This is a genomic window from Streptomyces sp. SD15, assembly GCF_054462255.1.
In genome coordinates this window covers 1-22,869 of record NZ_JBTLMO010000018.1, presented here as the reverse complement: position 1 = coordinate 22,869, position 22,869 = coordinate 1, and the positions used below count along the sequence as shown (strand labels likewise).

The 22,869-nt window shown below is 70.6% G+C and carries 21 protein-coding genes and 2 pseudogenes; 13 read left to right on the top strand and 10 right to left on the bottom strand.

Annotated elements, in window-relative coordinates:
* Positions 1–13: 13 nt before the first annotated feature.
* Both ACX28W_RS19375 and ACX28W_RS19370 read right to left on the bottom strand, forming a co-directional pair.
* Positions 14–1,702, bottom strand: a complete 1,689-nt coding sequence (locus tag ACX28W_RS19375; protein WP_459000241.1) for a DUF2264 domain-containing protein — start codon at positions 1,700–1,702, stop codon at positions 14–16.
* 84 nt (positions 1,703–1,786) lie between these two features.
* Positions 1,787–2,833 carry a rhamnogalacturonan acetylesterase gene (locus ACX28W_RS19370; RefSeq protein WP_459000240.1) on the bottom strand — a complete coding sequence of 349 codons (1,047 nt, stop codon included), beginning with the start codon at positions 2,831–2,833 and terminating at the stop codon, positions 1,787–1,789.
* Positions 2,834–3,016: 183 nt separating this feature from the next.
* On the opposite strand from ACX28W_RS19370, the gene ACX28W_RS19365 reads away from it, so the two are divergent.
* A complete protein-coding gene (locus tag ACX28W_RS19365; protein WP_459000239.1) occupies positions 3,017–4,696 on the top strand; it encodes a rhamnogalacturonan lyase B N-terminal domain-containing protein in 1,680 nt (559 codons plus the stop codon).
* 7 nt (positions 4,697–4,703) lie between these two features.
* Here ACX28W_RS19365 and ACX28W_RS19360 read toward each other — a convergent pair whose 3' ends face one another.
* Positions 4,704–6,113, bottom strand: coding sequence for an RICIN domain-containing protein (locus ACX28W_RS19360; RefSeq protein ID WP_459000238.1), 1,410 nt, complete (start codon positions 6,111–6,113; stop codon positions 4,704–4,706).
* 313 nt (positions 6,114–6,426) lie between these two features.
* Here ACX28W_RS19360 and ACX28W_RS19355 point away from each other — a divergent pair, with 313 nt between their 5' ends.
* Positions 6,427–6,819: a tetratricopeptide repeat protein gene (locus ACX28W_RS19355; protein ID WP_459000237.1), complete on the top strand. Its 393-nt coding sequence runs from the start codon at positions 6,427–6,429 to the stop codon at positions 6,817–6,819.
* Between the two features lie 43 nt (positions 6,820–6,862).
* On the opposite strand, the gene ACX28W_RS19350 is transcribed toward ACX28W_RS19355, so the two are convergent.
* Complete coding sequence (locus ACX28W_RS19350) at positions 6,863–7,270, bottom strand: RidA family protein (RefSeq protein ID WP_459000236.1); 408 nt, start codon at positions 7,268–7,270, stop codon at positions 6,863–6,865.
* A gap of 127 nt (positions 7,271–7,397) precedes the next feature.
* Between ACX28W_RS19350 and ACX28W_RS19345 the strand changes: the two genes are divergently transcribed.
* The 8 genes and pseudogenes from ACX28W_RS19345 (at position 7,398) to ACX28W_RS19310 (ending at position 16,659) form a co-directional block, all read left to right on the top strand.
* The gene (locus ACX28W_RS19345; protein WP_459000235.1) at positions 7,398–7,778 is read left to right on the top strand and encodes a winged helix-turn-helix transcriptional regulator; all 381 of its coding nucleotides are present in this window, start codon (positions 7,398–7,400) and stop codon (positions 7,776–7,778) included.
* 51 nt (positions 7,779–7,829) lie between these two features.
* Positions 7,830–8,054 (top strand): annotated as a pseudogene (locus ACX28W_RS19340) (PIG-L family deacetylase); the annotation flags it as partial.
* Positions 8,055–8,206: 152 nt separating this feature from the next.
* The gene (locus ACX28W_RS19335) at positions 8,207–10,261 is read left to right on the top strand and encodes an autotransporter (RefSeq protein ID WP_459000357.1); all 2,055 of its coding nucleotides are present in this window, start codon (positions 8,207–8,209) and stop codon (positions 10,259–10,261) included.
* A gap of 544 nt (positions 10,262–10,805) precedes the next feature.
* On the top strand, positions 10,806–11,735 hold the full coding sequence (gene mmuM, locus ACX28W_RS19330) for a homocysteine S-methyltransferase (protein WP_459000234.1): 930 nt from the start codon (positions 10,806–10,808) through the stop codon (positions 11,733–11,735).
* A 54-nt stretch (positions 11,736–11,789) separates the two neighbouring features.
* Positions 11,790–12,074: a hypothetical protein gene (locus ACX28W_RS19325; RefSeq protein ID WP_459000233.1), complete on the top strand. Its 285-nt coding sequence runs from the start codon at positions 11,790–11,792 to the stop codon at positions 12,072–12,074.
* Positions 12,075–12,413: 339 nt separating this feature from the next.
* Entirely contained in the window at positions 12,414–13,436 is a 1,023-nt protein-coding gene (locus tag ACX28W_RS19320) for an amidase (protein WP_459000356.1), read from the top strand.
* A gap of 245 nt (positions 13,437–13,681) precedes the next feature.
* Positions 13,682–14,785 carry a LacI family DNA-binding transcriptional regulator gene (locus tag ACX28W_RS19315; RefSeq protein WP_459000232.1) on the top strand — a complete coding sequence of 368 codons (1,104 nt, stop codon included), beginning with the start codon at positions 13,682–13,684 and terminating at the stop codon, positions 14,783–14,785.
* Positions 14,786–14,793: 8 nt separating this feature from the next.
* Positions 14,794–16,659: a glycoside hydrolase family 127 protein gene (locus ACX28W_RS19310; protein WP_459000231.1), complete on the top strand. Its 1,866-nt coding sequence runs from the start codon at positions 14,794–14,796 to the stop codon at positions 16,657–16,659.
* Here ACX28W_RS19310 and ACX28W_RS19305 read toward each other — a convergent pair.
* Both ACX28W_RS19305 and ACX28W_RS19300 read right to left on the bottom strand, forming a co-directional pair.
* Positions 16,541–18,133, bottom strand: a complete 1,593-nt coding sequence (locus tag ACX28W_RS19305; protein ID WP_459000230.1) for a carboxylesterase/lipase family protein — start codon at positions 18,131–18,133, stop codon at positions 16,541–16,543. The genes ACX28W_RS19310 and ACX28W_RS19305 overlap by 119 nt on opposite strands.
* A 7-nt stretch (positions 18,134–18,140) precedes the next feature.
* A complete protein-coding gene (locus ACX28W_RS19300) occupies positions 18,141–18,314 on the bottom strand; it encodes a hypothetical protein (protein ID WP_459000229.1) in 174 nt (57 codons plus the stop codon).
* A 258-nt stretch (positions 18,315–18,572) separates the two neighbouring features.
* Here ACX28W_RS19300 and ACX28W_RS19295 point away from each other — a divergent pair, with 258 nt between their 5' ends.
* Entirely contained in the window at positions 18,573–18,947 is a 375-nt protein-coding gene (locus ACX28W_RS19295) for a hypothetical protein (RefSeq protein ID WP_459000362.1), read from the top strand.
* 10 nt (positions 18,948–18,957) lie between these two features.
* Here the strand turns inward: ACX28W_RS19295 and ACX28W_RS19290 are convergent.
* Positions 18,958–19,188 (bottom strand): annotated as a pseudogene (locus ACX28W_RS19290) (three-helix bundle dimerization domain-containing protein); the annotation flags it as partial.
* Positions 19,189–19,215: 27 nt separating this feature from the next.
* Entirely contained in the window at positions 19,216–19,614 is a 399-nt protein-coding gene (locus ACX28W_RS19285; protein ID WP_459000228.1) for a winged helix-turn-helix transcriptional regulator, read from the bottom strand.
* Positions 19,615–19,712: 98 nt separating this feature from the next.
* Here ACX28W_RS19285 and ACX28W_RS19280 point away from each other — a divergent pair, with 98 nt between their 5' ends.
* Positions 19,713–20,387, top strand: coding sequence for an NADPH-dependent F420 reductase (locus tag ACX28W_RS19280; RefSeq protein ID WP_459000227.1), 675 nt, complete (start codon positions 19,713–19,715; stop codon positions 20,385–20,387).
* 6 nt (positions 20,388–20,393) lie between these two features.
* Here ACX28W_RS19280 and ACX28W_RS19275 read toward each other — a convergent pair whose 3' ends face one another.
* On the bottom strand, positions 20,394–20,654 hold the full coding sequence (locus ACX28W_RS19275) for a hypothetical protein (RefSeq protein WP_459000226.1): 261 nt from the start codon (positions 20,652–20,654) through the stop codon (positions 20,394–20,396).
* Between the two features lie 340 nt (positions 20,655–20,994).
* Between ACX28W_RS19275 and ACX28W_RS19270 the strand changes: the two genes are divergently transcribed.
* Positions 20,995–22,026: a LacI family DNA-binding transcriptional regulator gene (locus ACX28W_RS19270; RefSeq protein ID WP_459000225.1), complete on the top strand. Its 1,032-nt coding sequence runs from the start codon at positions 20,995–20,997 to the stop codon at positions 22,024–22,026.
* Positions 22,027–22,117: 91 nt separating this feature from the next.
* Here ACX28W_RS19270 and ACX28W_RS19265 read toward each other — a convergent pair whose 3' ends face one another.
* The gene (locus ACX28W_RS19265) at positions 22,118–22,771 is read right to left on the bottom strand and encodes a ThuA domain-containing protein (protein WP_459000224.1); all 654 of its coding nucleotides are present in this window, start codon (positions 22,769–22,771) and stop codon (positions 22,118–22,120) included.
* Between the last annotated feature and the right edge of the window lie 98 nt (positions 22,772–22,869).

Genomic DNA, 22,869 nt, shown 5'->3' with positions numbered 1-22,869 from the left:
GTCCTGTACCCGCTCAGGCACCCTGAGTGACGGCCAACTCCCCCTCCCCCAGCCGGAACCGCGCCTCGCCACCGTCGGCCCAGCTCACGTGGATCTCGTACGCCCCGGACACCCGCACGGACACCAGCTCCGTCAGGGGCGGGGGGCTCGGCTCGGCGGTGAGGCGGGCGAGCGCGACGAAGAGAGTGTCGGCAGCGGTCATGCCCGTCGGGCCGTGGACGGGGACGATCTCGGAGCGTACGCCGTCCGCCGCGGGCCACCCCGTGACCCGCACCGGTGTGCCGATCGCCGCACCCGACACCAGATGGGCGCGCACCTCCACCGCGCCACGCGCGACGACAAGGCTGGTGACCCGGATACCCTCCGCCACCGTGTGCCGGGACGCCACCCAGCCCTCGCCCGCACCCAGCGGCTCGATGCCGGTCCGCCTCGAGTCGCCTCCGACGATCACGCTGTTGTCGTACGAAGCACTGTTGTCGTACGACTTCGAAGGCTCCGTCGCCGTCGAGTAGGCGAGCCGCGTGTAGTAGGGGTCGTAGCGGACGTCCTCGCTGCCGTGGTTGTGGAGGCGGACCAGTCCGTCCGAAGTGGTGGTCTGCAGGAGCCAGTTGGGCGGGTGGACGGCGGTGACCGCGTCGGACCGGTCCGTCGGGCCGGGCTCCTCCGGCGCCGTCCACACCTCGTGGTCGGGCGGGAGGAGCAGGCCGAGGAAGGCCTTGCTCGCCCAGTACGGGGAGGCCGGGCCCGAATAGCCTTGGAGGACCGCCTCGTCGGGGCCGTGCCAGCCGAGGGTGAGCAGGCCACGGTCGTCGACCGCCCCTCGGTCGAGGAAGTGGCGGAGGGCTCCGGAGGCCAGGCGTCGCGTCTCGCCCGGGGCGAGCGGCGTACGTCCCGTCAGGGCTCCCAGCCACAGGGGTGCGGTCGTCGCGAAGCGGTAGGTCAGGGAACGGCCCTGGTGCATGGGCGCCCCGTCGCCGCCGAACAGCCTCGCGTAGTCGGCGAGATGGGCATCGAGGCGGCCGCCGTACAGGTCGAGCAGTCGTTCGTCGTCCGCCAGCCAGGCGTGCAGCACCGGGTACAGGTGCATGGCCCAGCCGTTGTAGTAGTCGAAGGCGCGGCCGGGGCCGTCGGTGTACCAGCCGTCCCCGACATACCACTGCTCGATGCGGTCCAGACCCCGGTCGATCGCGGCGCGCGAGGCCTCGGGTTCGTGGCCGATCTCCGCGAGGAAGCCGCCGACCGTCACCGGGAACAACTCCCAGTTGCAGGGCCAGGGTTCTGCGGTCAGCGCGTCGCCGAGCCAGGCCGCGGCCCGCTGTCGTACACCGTCGTCCAGGCGGTCCCAGAGCAGCGGGCGGGTGATGCGGAGCGCGAGGGCGATCGACGCGGCCTCGACGAGAGGCTGGCTGCGGTCCTCGATACGCGGCCAGACGCCCGCGGTTCCGGCGGCGAGCCCGTCGGCGTACCGCTCCAGGGCCTTCTCGTCGCGGCGGAAGGCGGCGAGCAGGAGCGTGCGGGCGTAGCCCTCCAGGCCGTCCGAGAGTCGCCCGGACCAGCTCGTGTGCTCTCCGGGGAGGTGGTAGAGGGCGCCGTCGGGGGTGGCGTACGGCGCGACCGCGGCGAGCAGGGAGTCGGCCGCCGCCTCCCAGTGAGCGCGGGTGTAGCCGGTGTACGGGCTGAGGGTGCGGTCCTCGGGGGGCATGGGGCGGACTCCCTGCTTTCGATGGTTCGGTGGAGCGGGTAGGTACCTGGGGCGCCCCGGTTCCGGACGGGACGCCCCAGGAGTTCATCCCACCCTCACCAGGCCCGCGGGCACCAGATGCCGGGCGACGAGTTCGTCGCGGACGAGACCCGCGTACACCGTCGCGCCGTGCACGGAGGTGTGGGTGTTGTCGCGCTTCTCGTTGTAGAGGTAGAGGGCCTTGGAGCCCTCGACGCCCAGGGACTCGACGACGGACTTGGTCTTGGCCGTGAGGTCGATGAGGGGGACGTTCTCGGCGGCGGCGACCGAGCGGATGACGGCCGGGTGGTCGACGCCGAGGCCGTTCACGAGCAGCGCGGTGTTGTTGTTCAGGGTGCCGTCCGTGTTGAACCAGCGGCGGACGACGGGGGTGACGAGGACGGGTTCGCCGCCCTGGGCGCGGACGCCGGCGACGAGGGCTTCGAGGTTCGCGCGATACGTCGGCTCGTCGGTCGTCTTGTCGTTGTGGGCGAGCTGGATGAGGACCAGGTCGTGTCTGCGGATGAGCGGCTGGACGGTCGGAAAGAGCGCCGGGGTGGCGAGGTAGGTGACCGTACTCTCCCCGGAGTCCGCGTAGTTGGCGACCGACAGCCCCTTGCGGAGGTACTGCGGCAGCTGCTGGCCCCAGCCGGTGTAGGGGTCGCCCGGCTGGTCGCAGACCGTGGAGTCACCGACCAGGAAGATCTGGCGGGTGTGACGGCCGGCCGGGGTGACCCGGATGTCGGCCAGTGCGGGCGCCGAGCCGCTGAGCACCAGGTCCAGGCCCGCCGTGCCCTCCACGCCCGTCGGCTCGCCCTCGGGTGTGCGGACGTTCACCGTGAAGCTGCGGGCCACGGGCTTCCCGGCCTCGGTGGCGGTCTCGGGCAGCAGCGCGCGGCGCGTCTCACCGCTGACGCTCGTGCTCGCCGCGTCCTGGCCGCCGAGCAGCACGCGCACGTCGTACGTGCCGGGCGCGACGTCGAAGTGGCAGGCGGTCGCGGTGCAGTTCTCCAGGCCGAGGGCGTGCCGCCCCCCTTGTGCCTGCGCCGGCGCGGCCGACAAGGCGGTGGCGGCGGCCAGCACCGCCACGCAGGCGGTGGTGAAACGTCTCATTGCGGCTCCTCCCACAGGACGACATGACCTGGCGGCTGGACCGTACCCGTTTGCGTAAGCGCTTTCTAGAGGGTGATCCGATTTCACATGATTGCCAACTGCCGAGTGGTGAAAGCCCTTTCGCGAAATCGATTCAACTGTCACTCTCGCAGACACCCGCAACCTCCCGAAGGAGGCACCCCCATGTCCGGATCCGTGAACAGAGCGGTCCGTCGCCGCACCTTCGTGCTCGGCACGGCGGCCGCCGCCGGCTCGGCCGCCCTCGCCGGTCCACTCGCCGCCCCCGCGTCCGCCGCGGCCTTCGGCTACACCGACGACGGCTCGAACTATGTCGTCGACACCGGCGCCAACCTCGTCTTCAAGGTCAGCAAGACCAACGGCGACCTCACCTCGCTGGTCTACCGCGGCGTGGAGTACCAGGGCTACGGCGGTATGAACTCGCACGTCGAGTCCGGCCTCGGCACCTCCACGGTGACCATCACGCAGTCCGGCACGACGATCCTGATCTCCGTCACGTACGGCACGCTGAAGCACTACTACGCGGCCCGCAGCGGCGAGAACAACGTCTATGTGTGGACCAACAAGGCCGATACGTCCGTCTCCGCGACCCGCTACATCGTGCGCGTCAAGAAGGGCCTGTTCCTCAACGACGAGCCCGACTCCTACACGTACGCACCCACCACCATCGAGGCCTCGGACGTGTTCGCGAAGTCCGACGGCCAGACCCGCTCGAAGCACTACTCGAAGCTCCGCGTCATCGACTACAACTACCTCGGCTGGACGACCGGCAGCGTCGGCCTGTGGGTCGTGCGGAGCAACCACGAGAAGGCCTCCGGAGGCCCGTTCTACCGCTCCCTGCTGCGCCACCAGAGCGCGGACGGCGGCGGCCTGTACGAGATCCTTTACTACGGCCAGAACCAGACCGAGGCCCAGCGCTTCGGCCTCCAGGGCCCGTACGTCATCGCCTTCACGGATGGCGGCGCCCCCTCCTCGTCGCTGTTCCCTGGCACCCTGACCACCTCCTGGGCGGACTCGCTCGGCATCTCGGGGTACGTCGGCGCGAGCGGCCGGGGCCGGGTCGCCGGCGTCGGCATCACCGGGCGGAACACGGCGCACCCGTACACCGTCGGGCTCGCCAACTCGGCGGCGCAGTACTGGGGTTCGGCGCGGGCCTCCGACGGCTACTTCTCGATCGGGGGCGTCCTTCCGGGGACGTACACGCTCACCGTCTTCAAGAGCGAACTGGCCGTCCACACCACCTCGGTGACGGTCACCGCGGGCGGCACGACCACCCTCAACTCGATCGCGATCCCGTCCTCGAACGATCCGAGCAACGCGAGCGCGATCTGGCGGATCAACGACTGGACCGGCTCCCCGAGCGGCTTCAAGAACGCCGACCTGATGACGTACGCGCACCCGTCGGACGTCCGGGCCGCGGCCTGGACCGGCAACGTGGTCATCGGCAGCGGCAGCGAGACGTCGGCCTTCCCCTGCTACCTCTGGAAGGACGTCAACAGCGGTCTGCTCGTGTACTTCCGGCTGACCGCCGCCCAGGCCGCCGCCGCGCACACCCTGCGCATCGGCGTGACGACGGCCTACGCCAACGGTAGGCCGCAGGTCGTCGTCAACGACGCCTGGACCTCGGCCATCCCCTCCCCACCCACCCAGCCGAGCACCCGGTCGCTGACCAACGGGTCCTACCGGGGCAACAACTACACGTTCACCCACAGCGTTCCGGCGAGTGCGTGGCTCACGGACACCAGCCAGTACAACGTGCTGAAGATCAACGTGGTGAGCGGGTCGGGGACGACCTCCTACCTCAGTGCGGGCACGGCGATCGACGCGATCGACCTGCTCACCTGACGTTCTCTCATGTTCCGCGCGTCCATTGCTGGTTGGTGCCTCCGTTGCACGTGTACGTGATGAGTGCGGCGGAGTTGGCGGTGGACGCGCCGTTCACGTCCAGGCATTCGCCGCTGGCGCGGGACTTGAGGGTGGTGTAGCCGCCCGAGGTGGTGACCGTCCACTGCTGGGTGGTGGCGCCGGTGCAGTTTTCCTGGGTGACGCTGGTGGCGCCCTCGGTGAGGCACAGGGAGCTGCCCCGGCCCATCAGCTGGTGGTAGCCACTGCCGAGGGACTTGAACCAGAACTTCTGGTTGTTGCCGCCGTTGCAGTCGTATTGCTTGATCTGGGCGCCCTGCCACAGCGACTGGCTGGTCACGTCGGCGCACTTGGTGGAGTGCCGGGCGATCAGCGTCTCGTACGTGGCGCTCGTCCCGCTGACCGTCCCGGCGGTGGTGTCGACGGTGACCTCGGGCGACCAGGACATGGACATCGTGGTGGACGTCGGGAAGGTCAACGGCAGCCATACGTAACGGGAGTCGTTGACGGTGCCGCCGAAGGCGTTGCCCCAGCGGTCGCCCATGTAGAGGTACGAGGTGCCCGAAGTGCCCTGCACGGGAAGGACGTACGCGGTCTGCGAACCGAATGTTGTCGAGTCGCCGATGTTCGTCATGGCGGTCCACGGGCCGGTGATGCTCGTGGCCGTCGCGTACTGCTGCTGGTTGGGGTTCCAGCCCGTGGCGCCCGAAGTCAGCATGAAATAGACGCCGTTGCGCTTGAAGAGGGCCGGGGCCTCGCGGTGGCCGCCGTGCCAGGGGTCGGCGACCAGGGCGGCGATGCCGGTGTAGTCGGCGGTGAGCCGGTAGATCTGGAGGTCGTAGTTCTCGCGGGCGGCGGAGATCATGTAGCCGGTGCCGTCGGTGTCCACGAACACCGTGATGTCGCGGGACATGTGGGTGCCCAGCGGGCGGAAGCTCCCCTGCCAGGTGTAGTTCCCGTCGACGGTGTCCGAGACGGCGACGGCGGCCCGCGCCTCGCTGTAGTCCGTGCCGTTCTCCTTGTGCATCCACATCACGAACTTGCCGGTGGACGCGTTGTACATGACCTTCGGCCGCTCGATGTTGGCGGTGGCCAGCTCCGGGTCGCTGGCCTCGGTCAGCACGTGGTTGCGGAACTCCCAGTTCTTCAGGTCGGTGGAGCGGTAGGCGTCCACGTATCTGAAGGTGTTGTCGGCGTTGCGGTTCTCGCCGAACCAGTAGTAGTAGCTGCCGACTTTGATGACTCCGCCGCCGTGGGCGTGCAGGGCGTTGCCCGAAGTGTCCGTGAACTGGGTGCCGTTGGTGATGGTCTGGGGTGCCGCTGCGGCTGTTCCGGCGGTCGCGAGGGCCCCGGCTACCGCGAGACAGACGGCGACGAGGACCGCGTACACACGTCTCATTTCACACACACTCCTTGAGGGGGCGGGCGACTCATGCGGTGACCGCCCGTCCGTCCATCCGTCCACCTGCCCGGAATATCGAACGAAATCTGTGATTACGAACGTGCGGCCGCCGAAAAGGTAAGCGGTTGCCATGGTGGGGTCAACGGGTCTGACGGGACCGGTCCATGGTTCTCACGGGACGGGTCCACGGTCCGAGTGCCCGTGTGCGATCCGCTTCCGGACCATCGGCGGTGTGGCCTGTTCCGGGACGCCCTTCCCCACGGGTGACGTACCTACCCTGTGAGCAGGTGGCAGACGAGGGGCCGATGCCATGACCGGACAGTCGTGCGCGGAATGCGCCGGGACCATGCGGGCGCTTCGGCGGGAGTTGCAGCAAGCCGCGGAGGACCGGTCCCTGGAGGGGATCGCGCTGTTGCGCGTGGACGGCACGCGGCCCGCGGATGGATCCCCTGGGGACGGGGACGGCCTGGTGGCCTTCTTCGAACGGCAGGTGGCCGAGCGTGAACGCGACCTCGGACCCGACGACCCCGACACCCTGCTCTCCCTCAGCAATCTCGCCTACGCCCACCACCGGGCGCGGAACCGGGAGCGGAGCGCGGAGCTGTTCGCGCGGGCCCTGACCGCCGGCGAAAGTCACCTCGGGCCCGACCACCCCGCGACACGGCACGTTCAGGAACTACTGAGCCATGTGCGGGGCGGCTGATCCGCCGCCCTCGACTCCGTGGCGGGGCCGGGCGGACGTCTGTTCAGTCGAGGACCGCGGTGGCTTCGACCTCGACCAGATGGTCGGGTACGTCGAGTGTCGCAACGCCGATCAGCGTGCCCGGCGGTACCGGGGTGACCCCCAGTTTCGCGGCCGCACGGGTGATCCCCTCCAGGAGCAGGGGCATCTTGTCGGGGGTCCAGTCGACGACGTAGACGGTCAGTTTCGCCACGTCGTCGAAGGAGCCACCGACCTCGGCGAGGGCGGTGCCGATGTTGAGGTAGCACTGCTCGACCTGAGCGGCGAGGTCGCCTTCGCCGACCGTGACCCCCTCTGCGTCCCAGGCGACCTGTCCGGCGATGAAGACCAGCTTCGACCCGGTCGCGATCGACACCTGCCGGTAGACATCGATGACCGGCAATCCGCTCGGGTTCACCAGGGTGATGGCCATACTGCCCGCCTCCTCGTTGCGAGAGCCCCTTCGTACCGGGACCCTCACTCTCTTGTGGTTACTCAGAAACCGTAGGAGAGTGTGCGCTGACATGGAAGAACGCACTTTTGGGTGACTGGGGAACCTCATGGTGACCAAGCAGTACAGCGGCTCGCCCGACGAAGCGGACCTGAGGCGAGCGGATTCCCTGGCGCGGGAAATCTTCTCTGACGTTGCCAACAAGTGGGCGCTCCTGATCATCGAGGCTCTGGGCGAACGCACCCTGCGCTTCAGCGAGCTGCGGAACGAGGTCGAGGGAATCAGCCACAAAATGCTCACCCAGAACTTGCGCATGCTGGAGCGCTACGGCCTGGTCGAGCGAACCGTGCACCCCACCGTGCCACCGCGGGTCGAGTACACCCTCACCGAGCCGGGCCAGGCCCTGCGGGTGACGATCGACGGACTGTGCGACTGGACCCACCGGTACCTCGGTGACATCGAGGCATCCCGCCGCCGCTTCGACGCCTGACGGGCGGAGCGGCCAATGATCCGAACCTCCCCCTCCGGAAGGTGACCGTCCATGGCCGCTCCGAGCCTGCTCGCAGTTTTCGCCCACCCGGACGACGAGTCCCTGTCGGCGCGTGGAGTGCTCGCCCGTCACGCTGCCGCGGGCGCTCGTACCGCGGTTGTCACAGCGACCTGGGCCGCGGACACCCCACGCGCCGCGGAGCCGGCCGAGGCGCTGCGGATCCTTCGGGCCCGCAAGCCGCGGTTGCTCGCGCATCTCACAGTTCCCCGCGCCCCTTCGGGGCGTCTTTGGCGGGCCTCGCCTTGGGTGTGACGTGGGTCACCTTGGCGTTTTTGTTATTCGGGGGCGTCCTGTCCGTCTCCCCGTACGTGCGTACCCAGATCTACAAGACAGCCTCGGCCGCCGCCTGCCTCACGACGGTCGCCCTCATGCTCACGTCGCCGCCCGCGGCTGCCGCGGGCGGTGACATCACCGCGGACGTGCTCGCGGGGCGGGAGGTGACGCTCACCGGTGACTCGGTGGTGACCGTGCCGGCCGGGACGACCACGTACAACGGGGTGTTCCGCGGTGAGGGAACGCTCACCGTGCGCGGTACCGGGACCCTGATCCTGACCAGGGACAGCGACTTCACGCTGCCCAAGGCGCGGCAGCGGCAGACGGTGAGGACGCAGGGCGGCAACCACCCGTACGTCACCGTGGCCGACCCCGACCCGCCCGCCGTGACCGTGGAGAAGGGCGCCACCCTCCAGTACGGCAGCGGCGGTACGGCCGGGCTGATCGGCAGCTTCCCGTACAACACCCCTGCGTTCCGGCTCAACCAGGACAACATCCGGGTCGACGGCACGCTGCGGCTCTCCCTGACGAGCGCTTACAACCTGGGCACCATCAGCGGCTCCGGGCTGATCAGCCAGCCCCGGTTCCTCTGGGGCACCTGGGATCTGTCGGGGACTCACGCCTTCTCCGGGGTGATCGACAACGGCACGCAGGCGAACGCCGGACGGCCGGAGTTCGCGACCTCGCTGCCGAAGGTCCGCAAGATCCTGAACCAGGGCACCTGGACCGTGGACACCCCGCTCGGCCAGACCGTCACCATGGGGATGGACTTCTACCAGCGGGAGTACGGCAGCGACATCAACGTCCAGTCGCGGCCGGGCAGCAAGGTGGTGCTCACCGGCCAGTACAGCTGGTCGGACCAGGGCGGCGACACCGACCCCTCACTCAGCGACCCCGCCCTGAACTGGACGCCCGCGCGGAAGAACGTCAACAAGCGCGGCACCAACATCAAGGGCGCCGACGTCCAGTGGGGCGACGGGACGACGAACAAGATCTTCATGCCGGGGACCGCCGAGACCGTGTACATCAACCTGCTGGCGGCCAGGTCCCGTTCGCTGCTCACCTTCGACTACAACGGCCCGGTGACACTGGGCGCCCCTATCGGCGGCGGCCGGTTCCACGACACGCTGTCCGCACCCGGCGCCGGGGACATCGTCATCAAGGGGACGAAGGGCAACGACGTGACCTTCGCCGCCGTCCAGTACTACAACGGCTCGACGACCGTCGAGAAGGGCGCGGTGCTGCGGCTGGGCAGCGGCAAGTCGCGCGGCGACGGCGGGCTCTACACCAAGGGCGATCTCTACAAGGTCGTCAACAACGGCACTCTGGTGGTGCGCAACACGAGCAAGGCCCTCACCCTGTCCCGCATCAGCGGCAGCGGCGGGCTCACGCAGTCGGGCGCCGCGACGACGACACTCACGGGCAACGCGGTGACGTACACCGGGCCGACGACCGTCACGAAGGGCACGCTGGCGCTGGGCCCGGGAGCGCTGCTGTCCCGTTCCAAGGCGATCCGGCTCACCAGCGCCGCCGCACGCCTGGACGTCCGTGAGTCGGGTCTGAAGGTGGCGACCACGCTCACGGGTAAGGGCACGGTGCAGGGCTCGGTGACGAACGACGGCGATGTCGCCGGCCCGCTCAGGATCGCCGGCGACTACACGCAGCTCTCGAAGGGCGCACTCGTACTGCGGGACAAGCCGTTGAGGGTCGCGGGCAAGGTGAAGCTGGCCGGGAAGCTCGACGTGTCGACGGCCGGCTCCACGTCCGGCAGCGCCTCCCCCGCCCCCCGGATCACCGTGCTCGACCACGCCGGCCGCGCGAAGACCACCGGCACGTTCACCGGACTCCGCGAGGGCGGCGAGGTGCGGCTCGCCGACACGACGTACCGCATCAGCTACCGCGGCGGCGACGGCAACGACGTGGTCCTCACGGCCGCTACCGCGAGCCCGTCGGCGACCATCCGCGCGGACACCGCGGCCTCCGGCGCCGCGTCGGCCGACGACACGCTCACCACGAGCGCGGCGGGCGACGACAGGTTCGGGTGGTGGCCGTACGCACTCGCGCTCGGTCTGCTGGGCGGGCTCCTCGTCCCGGCGACGCGGCGCACGCGCGCCCGGCGCCGGGGCGGGCGGCACGCGGCGCACGGCTAGGGCCTGTCCGGCGGATCAGGTCGGAGGGAAGCAACGGCGCCTTGTCAGCGCAGGTGATCGGCGTACCAGACCCCGCGTCTCCGGCATGATCCGCCGGACAGGCCCTAGGGACCGCGTCGGCCGGCCGGTGGCGCACGGGGGGCATCACCGGCCGGTCGGCGCCTCGGGAAAGCCGAGCCGCACGGAGGAATGGCGGGAGAGCCAGGGGTGATCCGAGAAGTGGTCGCTGCCAGGCCCTGCGGCACGGGTGGACGCGTCTGTGTCGGCGGTGAGCCCCGCGCCCTGCGCCTCCCCCAGCCTCCGCAGATGCTCCACATGCCGGGTGACCGGCCATCCCGTACCCGACTCGCCCCATAGGTAACGAAGCACTACTAGGTGGCGGACCCCGAGATCTCGTCGGCCTTGTCCGTAGCGGTCTCCTCGCCGCTCTCGCGCCGTCCCTCGGGAGGAGTGTGATCGTATCCACGCATCCCACATCGTGGTCAATTTGTTCATCTGGTGGACATAAAGCGGTGCGGTGTCCCGTATCGACTAGCGTCGTGACATGAGCAGCGTCCTCTCCCGCACCCTCGCCGACGCCCTCGCCACCGGCGCGGTGGTCCTGGACGGCGGCATGTCCAACCAGCTCGAATCGGCCGGGCACGATCTGAGCGACGAGCTGTGGTCGGCGCGGCTGCTCGCCGAGCGGCCCGAGGCGATCACCGAGGCGCACCTCGCCTATTTCGTGGCGGGCGCGGACGTGGCGATCACGTCCAGCTACCAGGCCACCTTCGAGGGCTTCACCAAGCGCGGCATTCCACGGGAACGGGCGGCCGAGCTCCTCGGCCTCAGCGTCGAGCTGGCGCGCGAGGCGGCCCGCCGCGCGCACGCCAAGGGCGTCACCCGTCCGCTGTGGGTGGCCGCGTCGGTCGGCCCGTACGGGGCGATGCTCGCGGACGGTTCGGAGTACCGGGGCCGGTACGGGCTGAGCGTCGACGAGCTGGAGCGGTTCCACCGCCCGCGCCTGGAGGTACTGGCCGCCGCCGCGCCCGACGTGCTGGCCCTGGAGACGGTGCCGGACGCCGACGAGGCCGAGGCGCTGCTACGGGCGGTACGCGGACTCGGCGTCCCGGCGTGGCTGTCGTACAGCGTGGCCGGTGACCGGACCCGGGCCGGGCAGCCCCTGGACGAGGCCTTCGCCCTGGCCGCCGACGCGGACGAGGTCATCGCGGTCGGCGTGAACTGCTGCGCCCCCGAGGACGTGGACGGCGCGGTCGAGACCGCGGCGCGGGTGACTGGCAAGCCGGTGGTGGTGTATCCGAACAGCGGCGAGGTGTGGGACGCCCGGGCGCGGGCCTGGAACGGGCGGTCCACGTTCACGGCCGAGCAGGTGACCGGCTGGCAGCGGGGCGGGGCCCGGCTGATCGGAGGGTGCTGCCGGGTGGGGCCCGGGGCGGTCGCGGGGATCGCGGGGGCGCTGACGTCGGTGCGGTAACTCCTGTGAAGCACGGGCTCAATGGGGACTTCACAGGCGGGTGATGAAGTCCCCATGACCCGTCTGCCGATCATGGAGGCCGTCTTGAGCGAGCCCACCGCCGAGCAACTGGACGCCTATGTAAGGACCCGCCTCGCGTTGGCGGGTTTCGACCTCTCGCTGCTGCCGGAGGTGTTCGACGCCGATACCGGCGTGCCCACGCGGGGACAAGTAGTCGCCTCGCTGCGGTCGTTCGTGGCGTCCACCCCCGGTGCGATATCCGGGTGGACCCCGCCCGCGGACAGTCCTGCCTCCGCGCAACAAGCGTCCCGCCCCTCATCTACCGTTCCTCTGGACTGAGCGGGAGTGAGTCCGCTCAGCCGCACGCCCCGAACGGTCTTGGGCGCACTGGTCCCCGGCGTACTCAACCCCGGGGCGGCGACACGCATCCTGTGCGTGGTCCGGGCCCGGGAGGCCAGTTCCCTGTGCGACCTGGCCATATGGATACGGCCAGAGGCGACGGAGAGGCCCTGAACCATCACTCCGGTGGAGCAGGGGCCCCGCACGCTGGCACCGTACCCGGCGTCCCAGATCGCACGATCACGTTAACCCGGACGGCCCAGGACGCCGCAAGCCCGGAAGCCGATCATCACACGATCGAGTTAAACCGCCCTCGTACACGCTCCCCGGCAAGCAGCCATCTTCGAGGACTTCGTCCCGGACGACGACGCCACCGCCGTCGCCCGGCTGAAGGCGGCCGGCGGGATCGTGCTGGGCAAGGGGCAGATGGGGCCGCTCGCCACCACCCGGGCCACGACGCCCGACGGGACCGTGACCACGGTCAACGCCTGGACGCCCGAGAATCCGAGCGTCGACCCGGGCGGCTCCTCGACCGGTCCCGCCTGCTCGGTGGCCGCGCGCATGGCGGCGTCCTCGATCGGCACCCAGACCGGCGGCTCCATCGTGCTGCCCTCCAACCAGCAGAACCTGACCGGCCTGAAGCCGACCATGGGCCGGGTCTCCCTCCACGGAGTCATCCCGCTCTCGTTCACACGTGACCACGCGGGTCCGCTCGCCCGCGACGCGATGGACGCGGCCCTCATGCTCCAGGTCATGGCCGGTCCCGACGCCCTCGACCCGCGCACGCTGGGGCTTCCGGAGGTGCCCGATCTCCAGCTCGACGCGATCCCGGGCGTCACGCTCGTCGACATCACCTACCCCGCCGACTGGTCGCTGCTGACCGGCACGTTCAACGCGGCCCGGCTCGCCGAGCGCACCGAGCCGTTCCGGCACTGGTTGCGCGCCGACCCGACCAAGTTCGGTGTCTCGCTGCTGAGTTGGCTCCAGGGACTGATGCTCTCGGGCGACGAGTGGATCACGGCCCAGCGGGCGAAGAACCATCTGCTGCGCGAGGTCCTGGACGGCGTCATGGACCGCTGCGACGTCCTGTTGCAGACCGGTCCTGTGCCGTTCGACATCCTCGGACTGCCCGAGATCGCCTTCCCCATCGGCTTCGACGCGGCCGGGGTGCCCGTCGGGGCGATCCTCGGCGGCCAACCGTACGAGGAGGACCGGCTGTTGGAGGTGGCCGCCGCGTATCAGGCGGTCACCGACTGGCACACGCGGCGACCGGCCGATCCGACAACCGCGCGGTCCCTCCTGCGGACAGCGACCGCCCGTCCCCAGCTGTCGGCCGAAGAGGCGGCCGCCGCCTCCGCGTGAGTCAGACCCGACGTCCCACCCGCTGGAGGCGTCGGGCATGTGCGGCGCCTCCCCTGTAACAACCGGTTTCCCTCTCGCTGCCGGATGCGGGGCGTCCCGGAGCGGCGAGAGGGACCCTGTGCAGGAGGGGAAGTTTCGCATTCGCCGCCCCTCGTCGTGCGCCGCTCCCGCTGCTAGCCTCCGGGCCCGGGAACCGGTTTCCCCAAGGACTTCCTAGGGGCGGGGATGAGGAAGGGGGGCCAGGCATGACCAGAAAGAGCACCACGGACGCCGGAAGCCGGCACACGATCCGGGACGTGGCGGCACGCGCCGGGGTGTCCGCGTCGACGGTGTCGCGGGTGCTGGGCGGCGACTACCCGGTGAGCACGGCGACACGCACCCGGGTGATGCGGGCGGTCCGCGAGCTGGACTATGTGGCCGACGCCCGCGCCAAGGCGATCGCGGGGGCCGGCACACCGACGCTCGCGTTCGTCCTCGACGACATCACCGGACCGTCGTTCACGCACATGGCGCACGGCGTGGAGCGCGAGGCGGCCCGGCTCGGTCATCTGTGCCTGGTGTGCAGCACCGACGGCGACGCCGACCACCAGCTGGAGTTCATCGAGATGATGCGCGCCCAGCGGGCCGCCGCGGTGATCCTGGTCGGCGGCACCACGGACAACGCGGACTACCGCGCGCGGATGGCCCGTATCGCCGACTCGCTGACGTCGGCGGGATCGCGGCTCGTCCTGTGCGGGCGGCCACCGCTGGACCCCGGGACACCGGTCACGGTCATCGAGTACGACAACGAGGGCGGCGCCTACGCCCTGTGCGCGCACGTCCTGGCCCAGGGCCACCGGCGGGTCCTGTTCCTCGGGGGCGCGGCGGACAACACCACGGCGCTGGGCCGCGAGCGCGGTTATCTCGCCGCGCACCGCGCCCGCGGCCTCGAACCCGACCCGGCGCTGCGCCTGACCGGTGACTTCACCCGCGACTCGGGCCACCGCCTGCTGCGCCGGGCGCTGGACCAGGGACTGGAGTTCACCGCGGTGATGGCCACCACCGACATGGTCGCCGCCGGCGCCCTGACCGCCCTGCGCGAAGCGGGCCTGCGCGTCCCGGCCGACGTCTCCCTCGTGGGCTACGACGACATCCCCTTCGCCCGCGATCTGTACCCGGCGCTGACGACGGTCCACGTCCCCTACGAGGAACTGGGCCGCCTGGCCGTCCGCACCGCCCTCGGCCGCACCCCCGACGCCCCGAACGAACACCTGCTCCTGGGCACACATGTGGTGGTGCGCGACTCGGTGACACAACCGGCAGGACCAACGAAACCGAAGGCAGGACTGCACGCAGGACTGAAGGGTTGACGACGACCATGACATCCGGTCCGATCCGTCCCACCGACGGCTCGCACACCAGGCTCCGCCCGGCGACGACCGCCCGCATCACCGACGGTTTCTGGGCGGCGCGGCGACGCACCAACGCCGACGTCAGCATCCCGCAGGGCCCGTCGCGGCTGGAGGAGGCAGGAAACCTCGCCAATCTGCGGGCCGCCGCCGAAGGAAAGGGCACGTTCACCGGGGACTTCCAGTTCCAGGACTCGGATGTGCACAAGTGGCTGGAGGCGGCATCCTGGCAACTGTCCGACAGCCCGGAGAACATCGAACTCGCTGCTCACATCGATGAGTTGTCGGACCTGCTCGCCGCCGCGCAGGACGAGAGCGGCTACCTCCAGACGTACTACCAGGTCGCCCACCCCGAACGGCGCTGGCAGGAGCTGGGCTGGGGCCACGAGTTGTACTGCGCGGGCCATCTCATCCAGGCCGCCGTGGCCCACCACCGAGCGACAGGTCGGCGTGAACTCCTGGACGTGGCCGAGCGGTTCGCGCACCACATCGACGCGACGTTCGGCCGGGGCAAGGCGATCGACGGCGTCTGCGGGCATCCCGAGATAGAGACGGCGCTGGTGGAGCTGTACCGGGAGACCGGCGAGCGCCGTCTGCTCGACCTCGCCGAGTACTTCGTCGAGCGCCGCGGGTACGGGGTGCTGAGCGCGGGCGTCGGCCGCGGCCACGGCCACGACCCCGGCCCGGCGTACTGGCAGGACCACGCCCCGGTGCGGGAGGCGCCGACGGTCACCGGGCACGCCGTACGACAGCTGTACCTGCTCGCGGGCGCCACCGATCTGGCCGCGGAGACCGGTGACCCCGAGCTGAGGGCGGCACTGGAGCGCCTGTGGGACGCCATGGTCGCGACCAAGACCTACCTGACCGGCGGAGTCGGCGCGCGCCACGAGGGGGAGGCCTTCGGCGACGCGTACGAGCTGCCGCCGGACCGCGCCTACGCCGAGACCTGCGCGGCCATCGCCTCCATCCAGTGGTCCTGGCGGATGGCGCTGCTCACCGGCGAGGCGAAGTACTCCGACCTGGTCGAGCGGACGCTGTTCAACGGCTTCCTCTCCGGTGTCGGCCTCGACGGCGACAGCTGGCTGTACGTCAACCCGCTCCAGGTCCGCGAGGAGTACGACGCCGGTCCCGGTGACCAGACGGCCCGCCGTACCCCGTGGTTCCGCTGCGCCTGCTGCCCGCCCAATGTCATGCGGCTGCTCGCCTCACTCCCCCACTATGTGGCGAGCGGCGACGCGGAGGGCCTGCAGCTGCACCAGTACGCGTCGGGCGTGTATGCCGCCGGGGAGGGCGCGGTCCGGGTGGAGACCGCCTACCCGTGGGACGGCCGGATCACCGTCACCGTCGAGGCGGCCCCGGCCGACCGTGACTGGTCGCTGTCGCTGCGCATCCCGTCCTGGTGCCCGGAGTTCACGACCACGGCCCCCGGCTGCGAGCCGCCCGCCGAGACGGGCGTCGGCTGGCTGCGGGTGCGCCGCCGCTGGTCCCGGGGCGACTCGTTCACGCTCGACCTCGACCTGATCCCCCGGCTGACCCGCCCCGACCCGCGTGTCGACGCGGTGCGTGGCTGTGTCGCCATCGAGCGCGGGCCGCTCGTGCACTGCCTGGAAGCCGTCGATCAGCAGCCCGGCGTCCGCCTCGACGACGTCACCCTGCCGCACGGCTCCGCCCTGACGTTCACACGTGAACGGGAGCTGCTCGGCGGGGTCGGCGTCATCACGGCCGACGGACTCCGCCGGAGCGACGGAAGCGATGTACGGCTGACAGCGGTGCCGTACTACGCGTGGGCGAACCGGCGGGAGGGCGCGATGCGGGTGTGGATTCCGCAGAGCTGACCTGTCTCCTCAACTCCGCGTTCCACAGCGCGAGTTCACGATCACGCGGCCCGTGCACGGTGTGGGGTTCGCCCGCGCCGAAGATCCGCACCGGGTGCGAGGCGTCCCAGGCCTGCCAGCCCGGGTCTCCCTCTGCGGCGAACCGCACCCACGCCGCGTGCATCGCGTCGGCGAGCTCCTGCGGGCCACCCGGACCCGCGAGCCGCGCCGAGGCCGGCGCCCCGACGGTGTCGAAGACGAAGCCGAGCTCCAGGGCGTGGCAGGCGCCGAGGCCTGGCAGGTTCGAGGGCCAGGCGAACTCGTAGACGTACGAGGGTGATTGGGGCGGTCGGGCATCGGCGAGGCGGTGCAGCGGGACGCGGAGGAGATGGTCGGTGACCAGTTGGCCTACGAGATCGGCGGTGCCCGCGTCGGGGCGGATGGCGCGGTAGCCACGGGGCACCGCGTGGCCGCAGTGGCAGCGGGCCATCGCGCCGGCCAGGGCGACCGGGCCGAGCCGGTCGACGCGCTCCATCAGTCCGCCGGGCACCAGCCACAGCCGGTACTCCTCGCTCGTCCAGCCCAGCAGCAGGTCGACGCCGGGCGCGGCACCCTCGACGAGGGCTTCCAGGGGGTCGCGCGGGACCAGATCGCCGTCGACGACGATCCCGAAGGCGGGCCCGCCCAGCAGGGGGCTGCTCCGTCTGCCCACGTCGGCCTGGGTGCGCAGCAGCAGGGAGCGGTCGACGGCGGCGAACGCCTCCGCCGTCGCCGGGACCTTCAGCCGGGTGGCCATCCTGCGGACCATCCGGCGGACCTTGTCGCGGTCGCTCGCCTCGGGCGGCCCGCTCTGCAGCACGGCCCGGCGGAACAGTCCTTCGGCACGCGGGGAGGCCAGCAGCGCCCCGATGCTGATGGCCCCGGCCGACTCGCCGAAGACGGTCACCCGATCCGGATCCCCGCCGAACTCCGCGATCGACTCGCGCACCCACTCCAGGGCGGCGAGCTGGTCGCGCAGTCCCGGATTGGGCGGCGCGTCGGGGAACAGGCCGTAACCCTCCACGCCCAGGCGGTAGTTGATCGAGACGAGGACCACGCCGTCGCGGGCGAAGCCGTGCCCGTCGTACACGGGCACGGCCGACGAACCGCGCGTCAGCGCCCCGCCATGGATCCACACCATGACGGGCAACCGGGCACCGGGTCCGGGCTCCGGCGTCCACACGTTCAGGTTCAGGCAGTCGTCGCCGGGTACGACGGGGTCGGCGAGCAGCCGCGCGAACGCCCCGGGGTACGGCGGTTTGGGCGGCGTAGACCCGAAGGCGCCCACGTCACGCACACCGTCCCAGGGCTCGGGAGGCTCCGGCGGCCGGAAGCGACGGAGGCCGAACGGCGGGGCCGCGTACGGGACGCCGCGGAAGACGGCGATCCCGCTCTCGTACCTGCCGCGCACCGCTCCGTACGGGGTAGTGACCACCGGGTCGCTCGTCTTCACCATCAGACCATCAGATCACCGCGGCGGCCATTCCGCGGACGTCATCGCCGCGCTCGTCCCCCGCCTCCCGCGATGCGTCGCCCTCGCCCCCGGCCGCGTCCGTGCCGCCAGGCCGGTCAACCCGGCCGTCCTCCTTGCGCGATGTCGGCCCTTCCGACGGAGAAACTGGCGGATCGTGGCTCATGGCTCTCCTCCGGGACAGTGGTCCCAAGGCCCGGCTGGTACTGCCATCCGGGCCATTGCCCCCGAGGTCACCTATGAGTTGACCGCATTGCAGCCCCTGGGCCGATCAGTCGTTCACGGTGGACATGCCGCGCAGGGTGATCGCTCGTACCCTGAAGTGGATGCCTGCGGTCGTCCACGTCCACGGACAGTCGGCCTACCAGGTACGCAGTGGTCGAGATTCTGTCCGGCAGCCGGTGGAGCGGCGGGAGGTTGCCCCATGAGCAGGCGCTGGACCGCGCGTCTGGCCTTGGCGGCGGGCGCAGCGGCGCTTCTGGTGCTGGTGGTCTTCGCCGGGCTCGCAAGCCTCGTGCTCATGGGGGTGGGGTGGGCAGGGCTGGCGCTCACGGCGGCCGGCGTGTGGTGGATACTCACCCACACCGGCTGGATCAGGGTGCTGGCCACGCTGCTGGTGGTCGCCGCGCCGCTCGGTGTCCTGCTTCTGTACGCGGCTGCCGGGCTGCTGTGGGTCGTGCTGGTCTCGCTCGGCCTCTGGGCACTGGCCGTTTCCGCAGGCAGGTCCGCCTCTGGGCCGGCTGCGCAGCCGCCCTGGCGTCGATGGCCTGACCGGGAGCGGTGCGGCAGGCTGCACTGAGCACCCTCCGGGACCGGCGTTCGACCACGATGGGGACGTAGGCTCTGACCCTGGCCTCGTGGAACGAGGCGTACGCGGTCCTCACCGTCGCCTCGACGGTAACCGCGTCGACCGCGGGGTAGGCAGGCCCCAGCCGCGCCACCATGTTCCGGATGGACGCCAGTTCGTCCTGCGAGCCGGGCGGCGGGACGACCGGCGGCCCTACGAACGGCGCGCTCCGCCGGCCCGGGCCGGCTTTCATGAACCGGCGTGCGCGAGGGAGCGTCGGTCAGTCATCGTGGTCATCCGCGCGACGGTCGCGCCCGTGCCGCTCTTCCTGGGCGAGGAGAAGCTCGTCGCCGTGCTCGAGCGTCCAGCGCCCGAGCGCCGTCAGCGGGCCGTCGACCAGGCTCCGGCCCAAGCTGGTCAGGTCGTACTCGACCCGAGGCGGGGCCTCGGCGTACGCGTGGCGACTGATCAGGCCACTGGCGAGCAAGCGGTGCAACGCCTCGGTCAGAGCCTTGTCGCTGATGCCTCCGATCGAGGCGCGCAGCTCTCGGCGCCGACGCGCTCCAGGGCGAAGGGCGGCCAGGACGACGGGGTCCCAGGTGTGAGCGAGGAGATCGGTGGCCGCACGCAGGCGGCAGTCGGCGACCAGTTCGTAGCAGTGGGCTTCGTGATCACTCATCTCGCCGACCATCATCGCGCACTGGATACGCACCGGTCGGTGCGTATCGACTTCTTTACCGTGGCCACCCCGCGATCACTTCATGAGAGGAAGCGACCATGCGCATCGGAATCCTGGGCACGGGCACACTGGCGACGGCGCTGGCTGAGGGCTGGGCCCGTGCGGGACATGAGGTGGTGGTCGGCGGGCGATCGCAGGCCAGGGCGCAGGAGCTTGCCGACCGGCTGGGTCGGAGGGTGCGCGCCGCCGGGCCCCGCGAGGCGGTCACGGGCCGCGATGCGGTGCTGCTCGCCGTGTCGTGGGACGGCGTCGAGGAGATGCTGCGAACCGCAGGCGGGCCGGACGGCTCGCTGGCGGGGACTCCCCTGATCGACCCCACGAACGCCGTCGCGCATGGCGTCGGCGCGCTGCTCACCGCACCGGGCGAGTCAATGGCGAAGCGGATCGCCGGACTTGCTCCAGGAGCGCACGTCGTCAAGGCCTTCCACCTCTTTCCCGCGGACCAGTGGACAGGAACTCCCGGCGGTGGCGAGACACCGGTGACGGTGGCCATGTGCGGCAACGATCCGACGGCGCTGGACATCGTCGGCCGACTGGTGCGCGATGTCGGCGGGACGCCTGCCGTTCTGGGGTCGCTGGATCGCGTCCATCAGCTCGAGGAGGTGGCGGGCTTCGTCATCGGGCTGGCCTTCGCCGGCTTCGATCCCAACGCCGCGGTCCCCCGCGTCCCCGTGCCGACGGCGCCCCCTCAGTCACCTGGTGTCTCCGTGTGACGGCCCTCAGATGACCGACCCCAACGCTGCTGATTCCTTCGGGTGCTTGGTCTGCTTGGGCACCAGGAGGTAGGAGCCGCCGCAGTTGCCGCCCTGCGGGGCCGCGGCCACGGGACCCTTGCCGGAGTTGGTGGGCCCGGAGGTCTCCTTGGTGCGGTCGAGCTTCCCGGCGGGACAGACAGCGGTTGCTGCCTTGCCGGTCTTCAGGGCGTTCGCCATTTCCGGTGTGAAGGGCGGATATCCACCGCTGACTTTCCACACGGACATGTTCGCGGTGTGATCGCCCGTCCGCCGTGAGCGCGATGACCGCGGCGACGGCCGCCACCCGAATCCCCTGGCCGGCTTCGCACTTCATGCCCTCACCGCTCTGTATCCGTGTTCGGCGAAGCGACTCGTTCCTTCGGCAATGCGGTCCGCGTGTTCGGCATTTCGAAAGTTTCGGCATGCATCGACGTGCGGGGAATTCCGTGAATGCCGACTTCTTCACGTCGTGTTGAGGCGGCCTTAATGTAGGAACCGGTTGCTGAGCGGTCAATGTTCCGGTCGCCTGAGCAGCGCTATTCGAAACTTTCGATGGCCCTCGGGCGGGCCGGGGAGGCGGGCTCTCATGGTCCGTACGGGAAGCGTGACCGGTCCGACGCTGGCGGTCGTCGCCCGCGAGGCGGGGGTCTCCGTGCCGACGGCATCGAAGGTGGTCAACGGCCGGGAGGACGTGGCGCCCGAGACCCGCAGAAGGGTCACCGAGGCGCTGGACCGGCTCGGCTATGTACGCAGACCCCGCTTCGAGGCGACAAAGCCGCCGGGGCTGGTCGACCTCGTGGTGCATTCGCTGGAGAGCTCCTGGTCCGGCGCGGTGCTGCACGGCGTGGAGGGCGCGGCGCACGACGCGGGCCTGGAGGTGGTGGTCTCGGCGGGCCTGACCCGGACCAGGGATGGTCGCCCGGAGCGGGACTGGCTGGACAAGCTCACCACCCGTGGATCGTCAGGGGTGGTGTTCAACCTGGCCGAACTGACCCCGTCCCAGTACGCCTGGCTCGACCAGCACCGCATCCCGTTCGTGATGATCGACCCGGTGCTCGAGCCGCCGCCGGGCGTCGTCTCGGTGGGTGCGGCGAACTGGCAGAGCGGAGTGATGGCGACGGAACATCTCCTCGCCCTCGGCCATGAGCGCATAGCCGTCATCGGGGGTTACCGCCGCAAGATGTGCAGCAGCGCCCGGGTCGCCGGCTACCGCTCGGCCCTGGCCTCGGCCGGGCTGCGGCACCGCCCCGAGTACATCCGCTACGGCAGCTTCAACGAGACCGGCGCCCACCGCCGCATGCTGGAACTCCTCGACCTCCCCGAACCGCCCACCGCCGTGTTCGTCTGCTCCGACAAGATGGCCCTCGGCGCCTACCAGGCCCTGGCCGAACGCAAGTTGAGCGTGCCGGACGATTTCAGCGTGGTCGGCTTCGACGACCTTCCCGAGTCCCGCTGGGCCACCCCGGCGCTCACCACGGTGCGCCCGCCGCTCTCCGAGATGGCCGCGACGGCGCTGCGCCTGCTGGTGCGGATGATGGCGGGCGACCAGCCGGAGGGCACGCGTACGGAACTGTCGACACGGCTGGTGGAACGGTCGAGCACGGGCCCGGTCCCCTAGGGCCTGTCCGGCGGATCATGCCGCAGACGCGGGGTCTGGTGCGCTGACAAGACGCCGCCGCTTCCCTCCGACCTGATCCGCCGGACAGGCCCTAGAAAGCGCCCGCCCAGGTGATGCCACCCACCAGATGCGCGCGGAAGGCCGGATCCTCGTACGCCTGAGAGGCATGCCCGAGCGCGGTGTAGAAGACCCGGCCCGCACCCTGCTCCCGGCACCACACCAGCGGGTGGTCGTCGCCCATCCGCCCTCCCTCGTACGAGGATTCGTCGGCGGTGGCGAGCACGCGCACCGAACCGCGCGGGTTGGCCCGGAAGTCGTACCACTCGTCGGTGAACTCCCAGACGGTCGGCAGGTGTCGGGTCGCCGGATGGCCGTGATCCTCCACCACCACCTTGCCCGGCTGGAAGTCCGGATGCCGGTCGAAGCGCGCGCCGAGCAGTTCGCCGTAGTACGGCCAGTCGTACTCGGTGCAGGCCGCCGCGTGCACTCCGACGAACCCGCCGCCGGCCTCGACGTAGGCCGCGAGCCGCGAACGCCCCCGCGGGGTCAGCACCTCCCCGCTGGTGGAGAGGAAGACGACCGCGGCATACGCGTCGAGAGGCGCTTCCAGCGCCCCGGGGTCCTCCGTGGCGACGACATCGAACCCGTGTTCGTCCCCCAGGGAGCGTACGGCGGCCACGGCGTCCGGGATGGAGTCGTGCCGGTAGTCGGTGGTGCGGGTGTTGACGAGTACACGGGAGGTCATGGTCGGGAGCCTAACTGATCGTTTCAGAATGAAATGTGTTGTGGGGCTTGGCAGTTGGGTGTTGTGTCGGCAGGATCTGTTGGATGCCTGCTGATCTT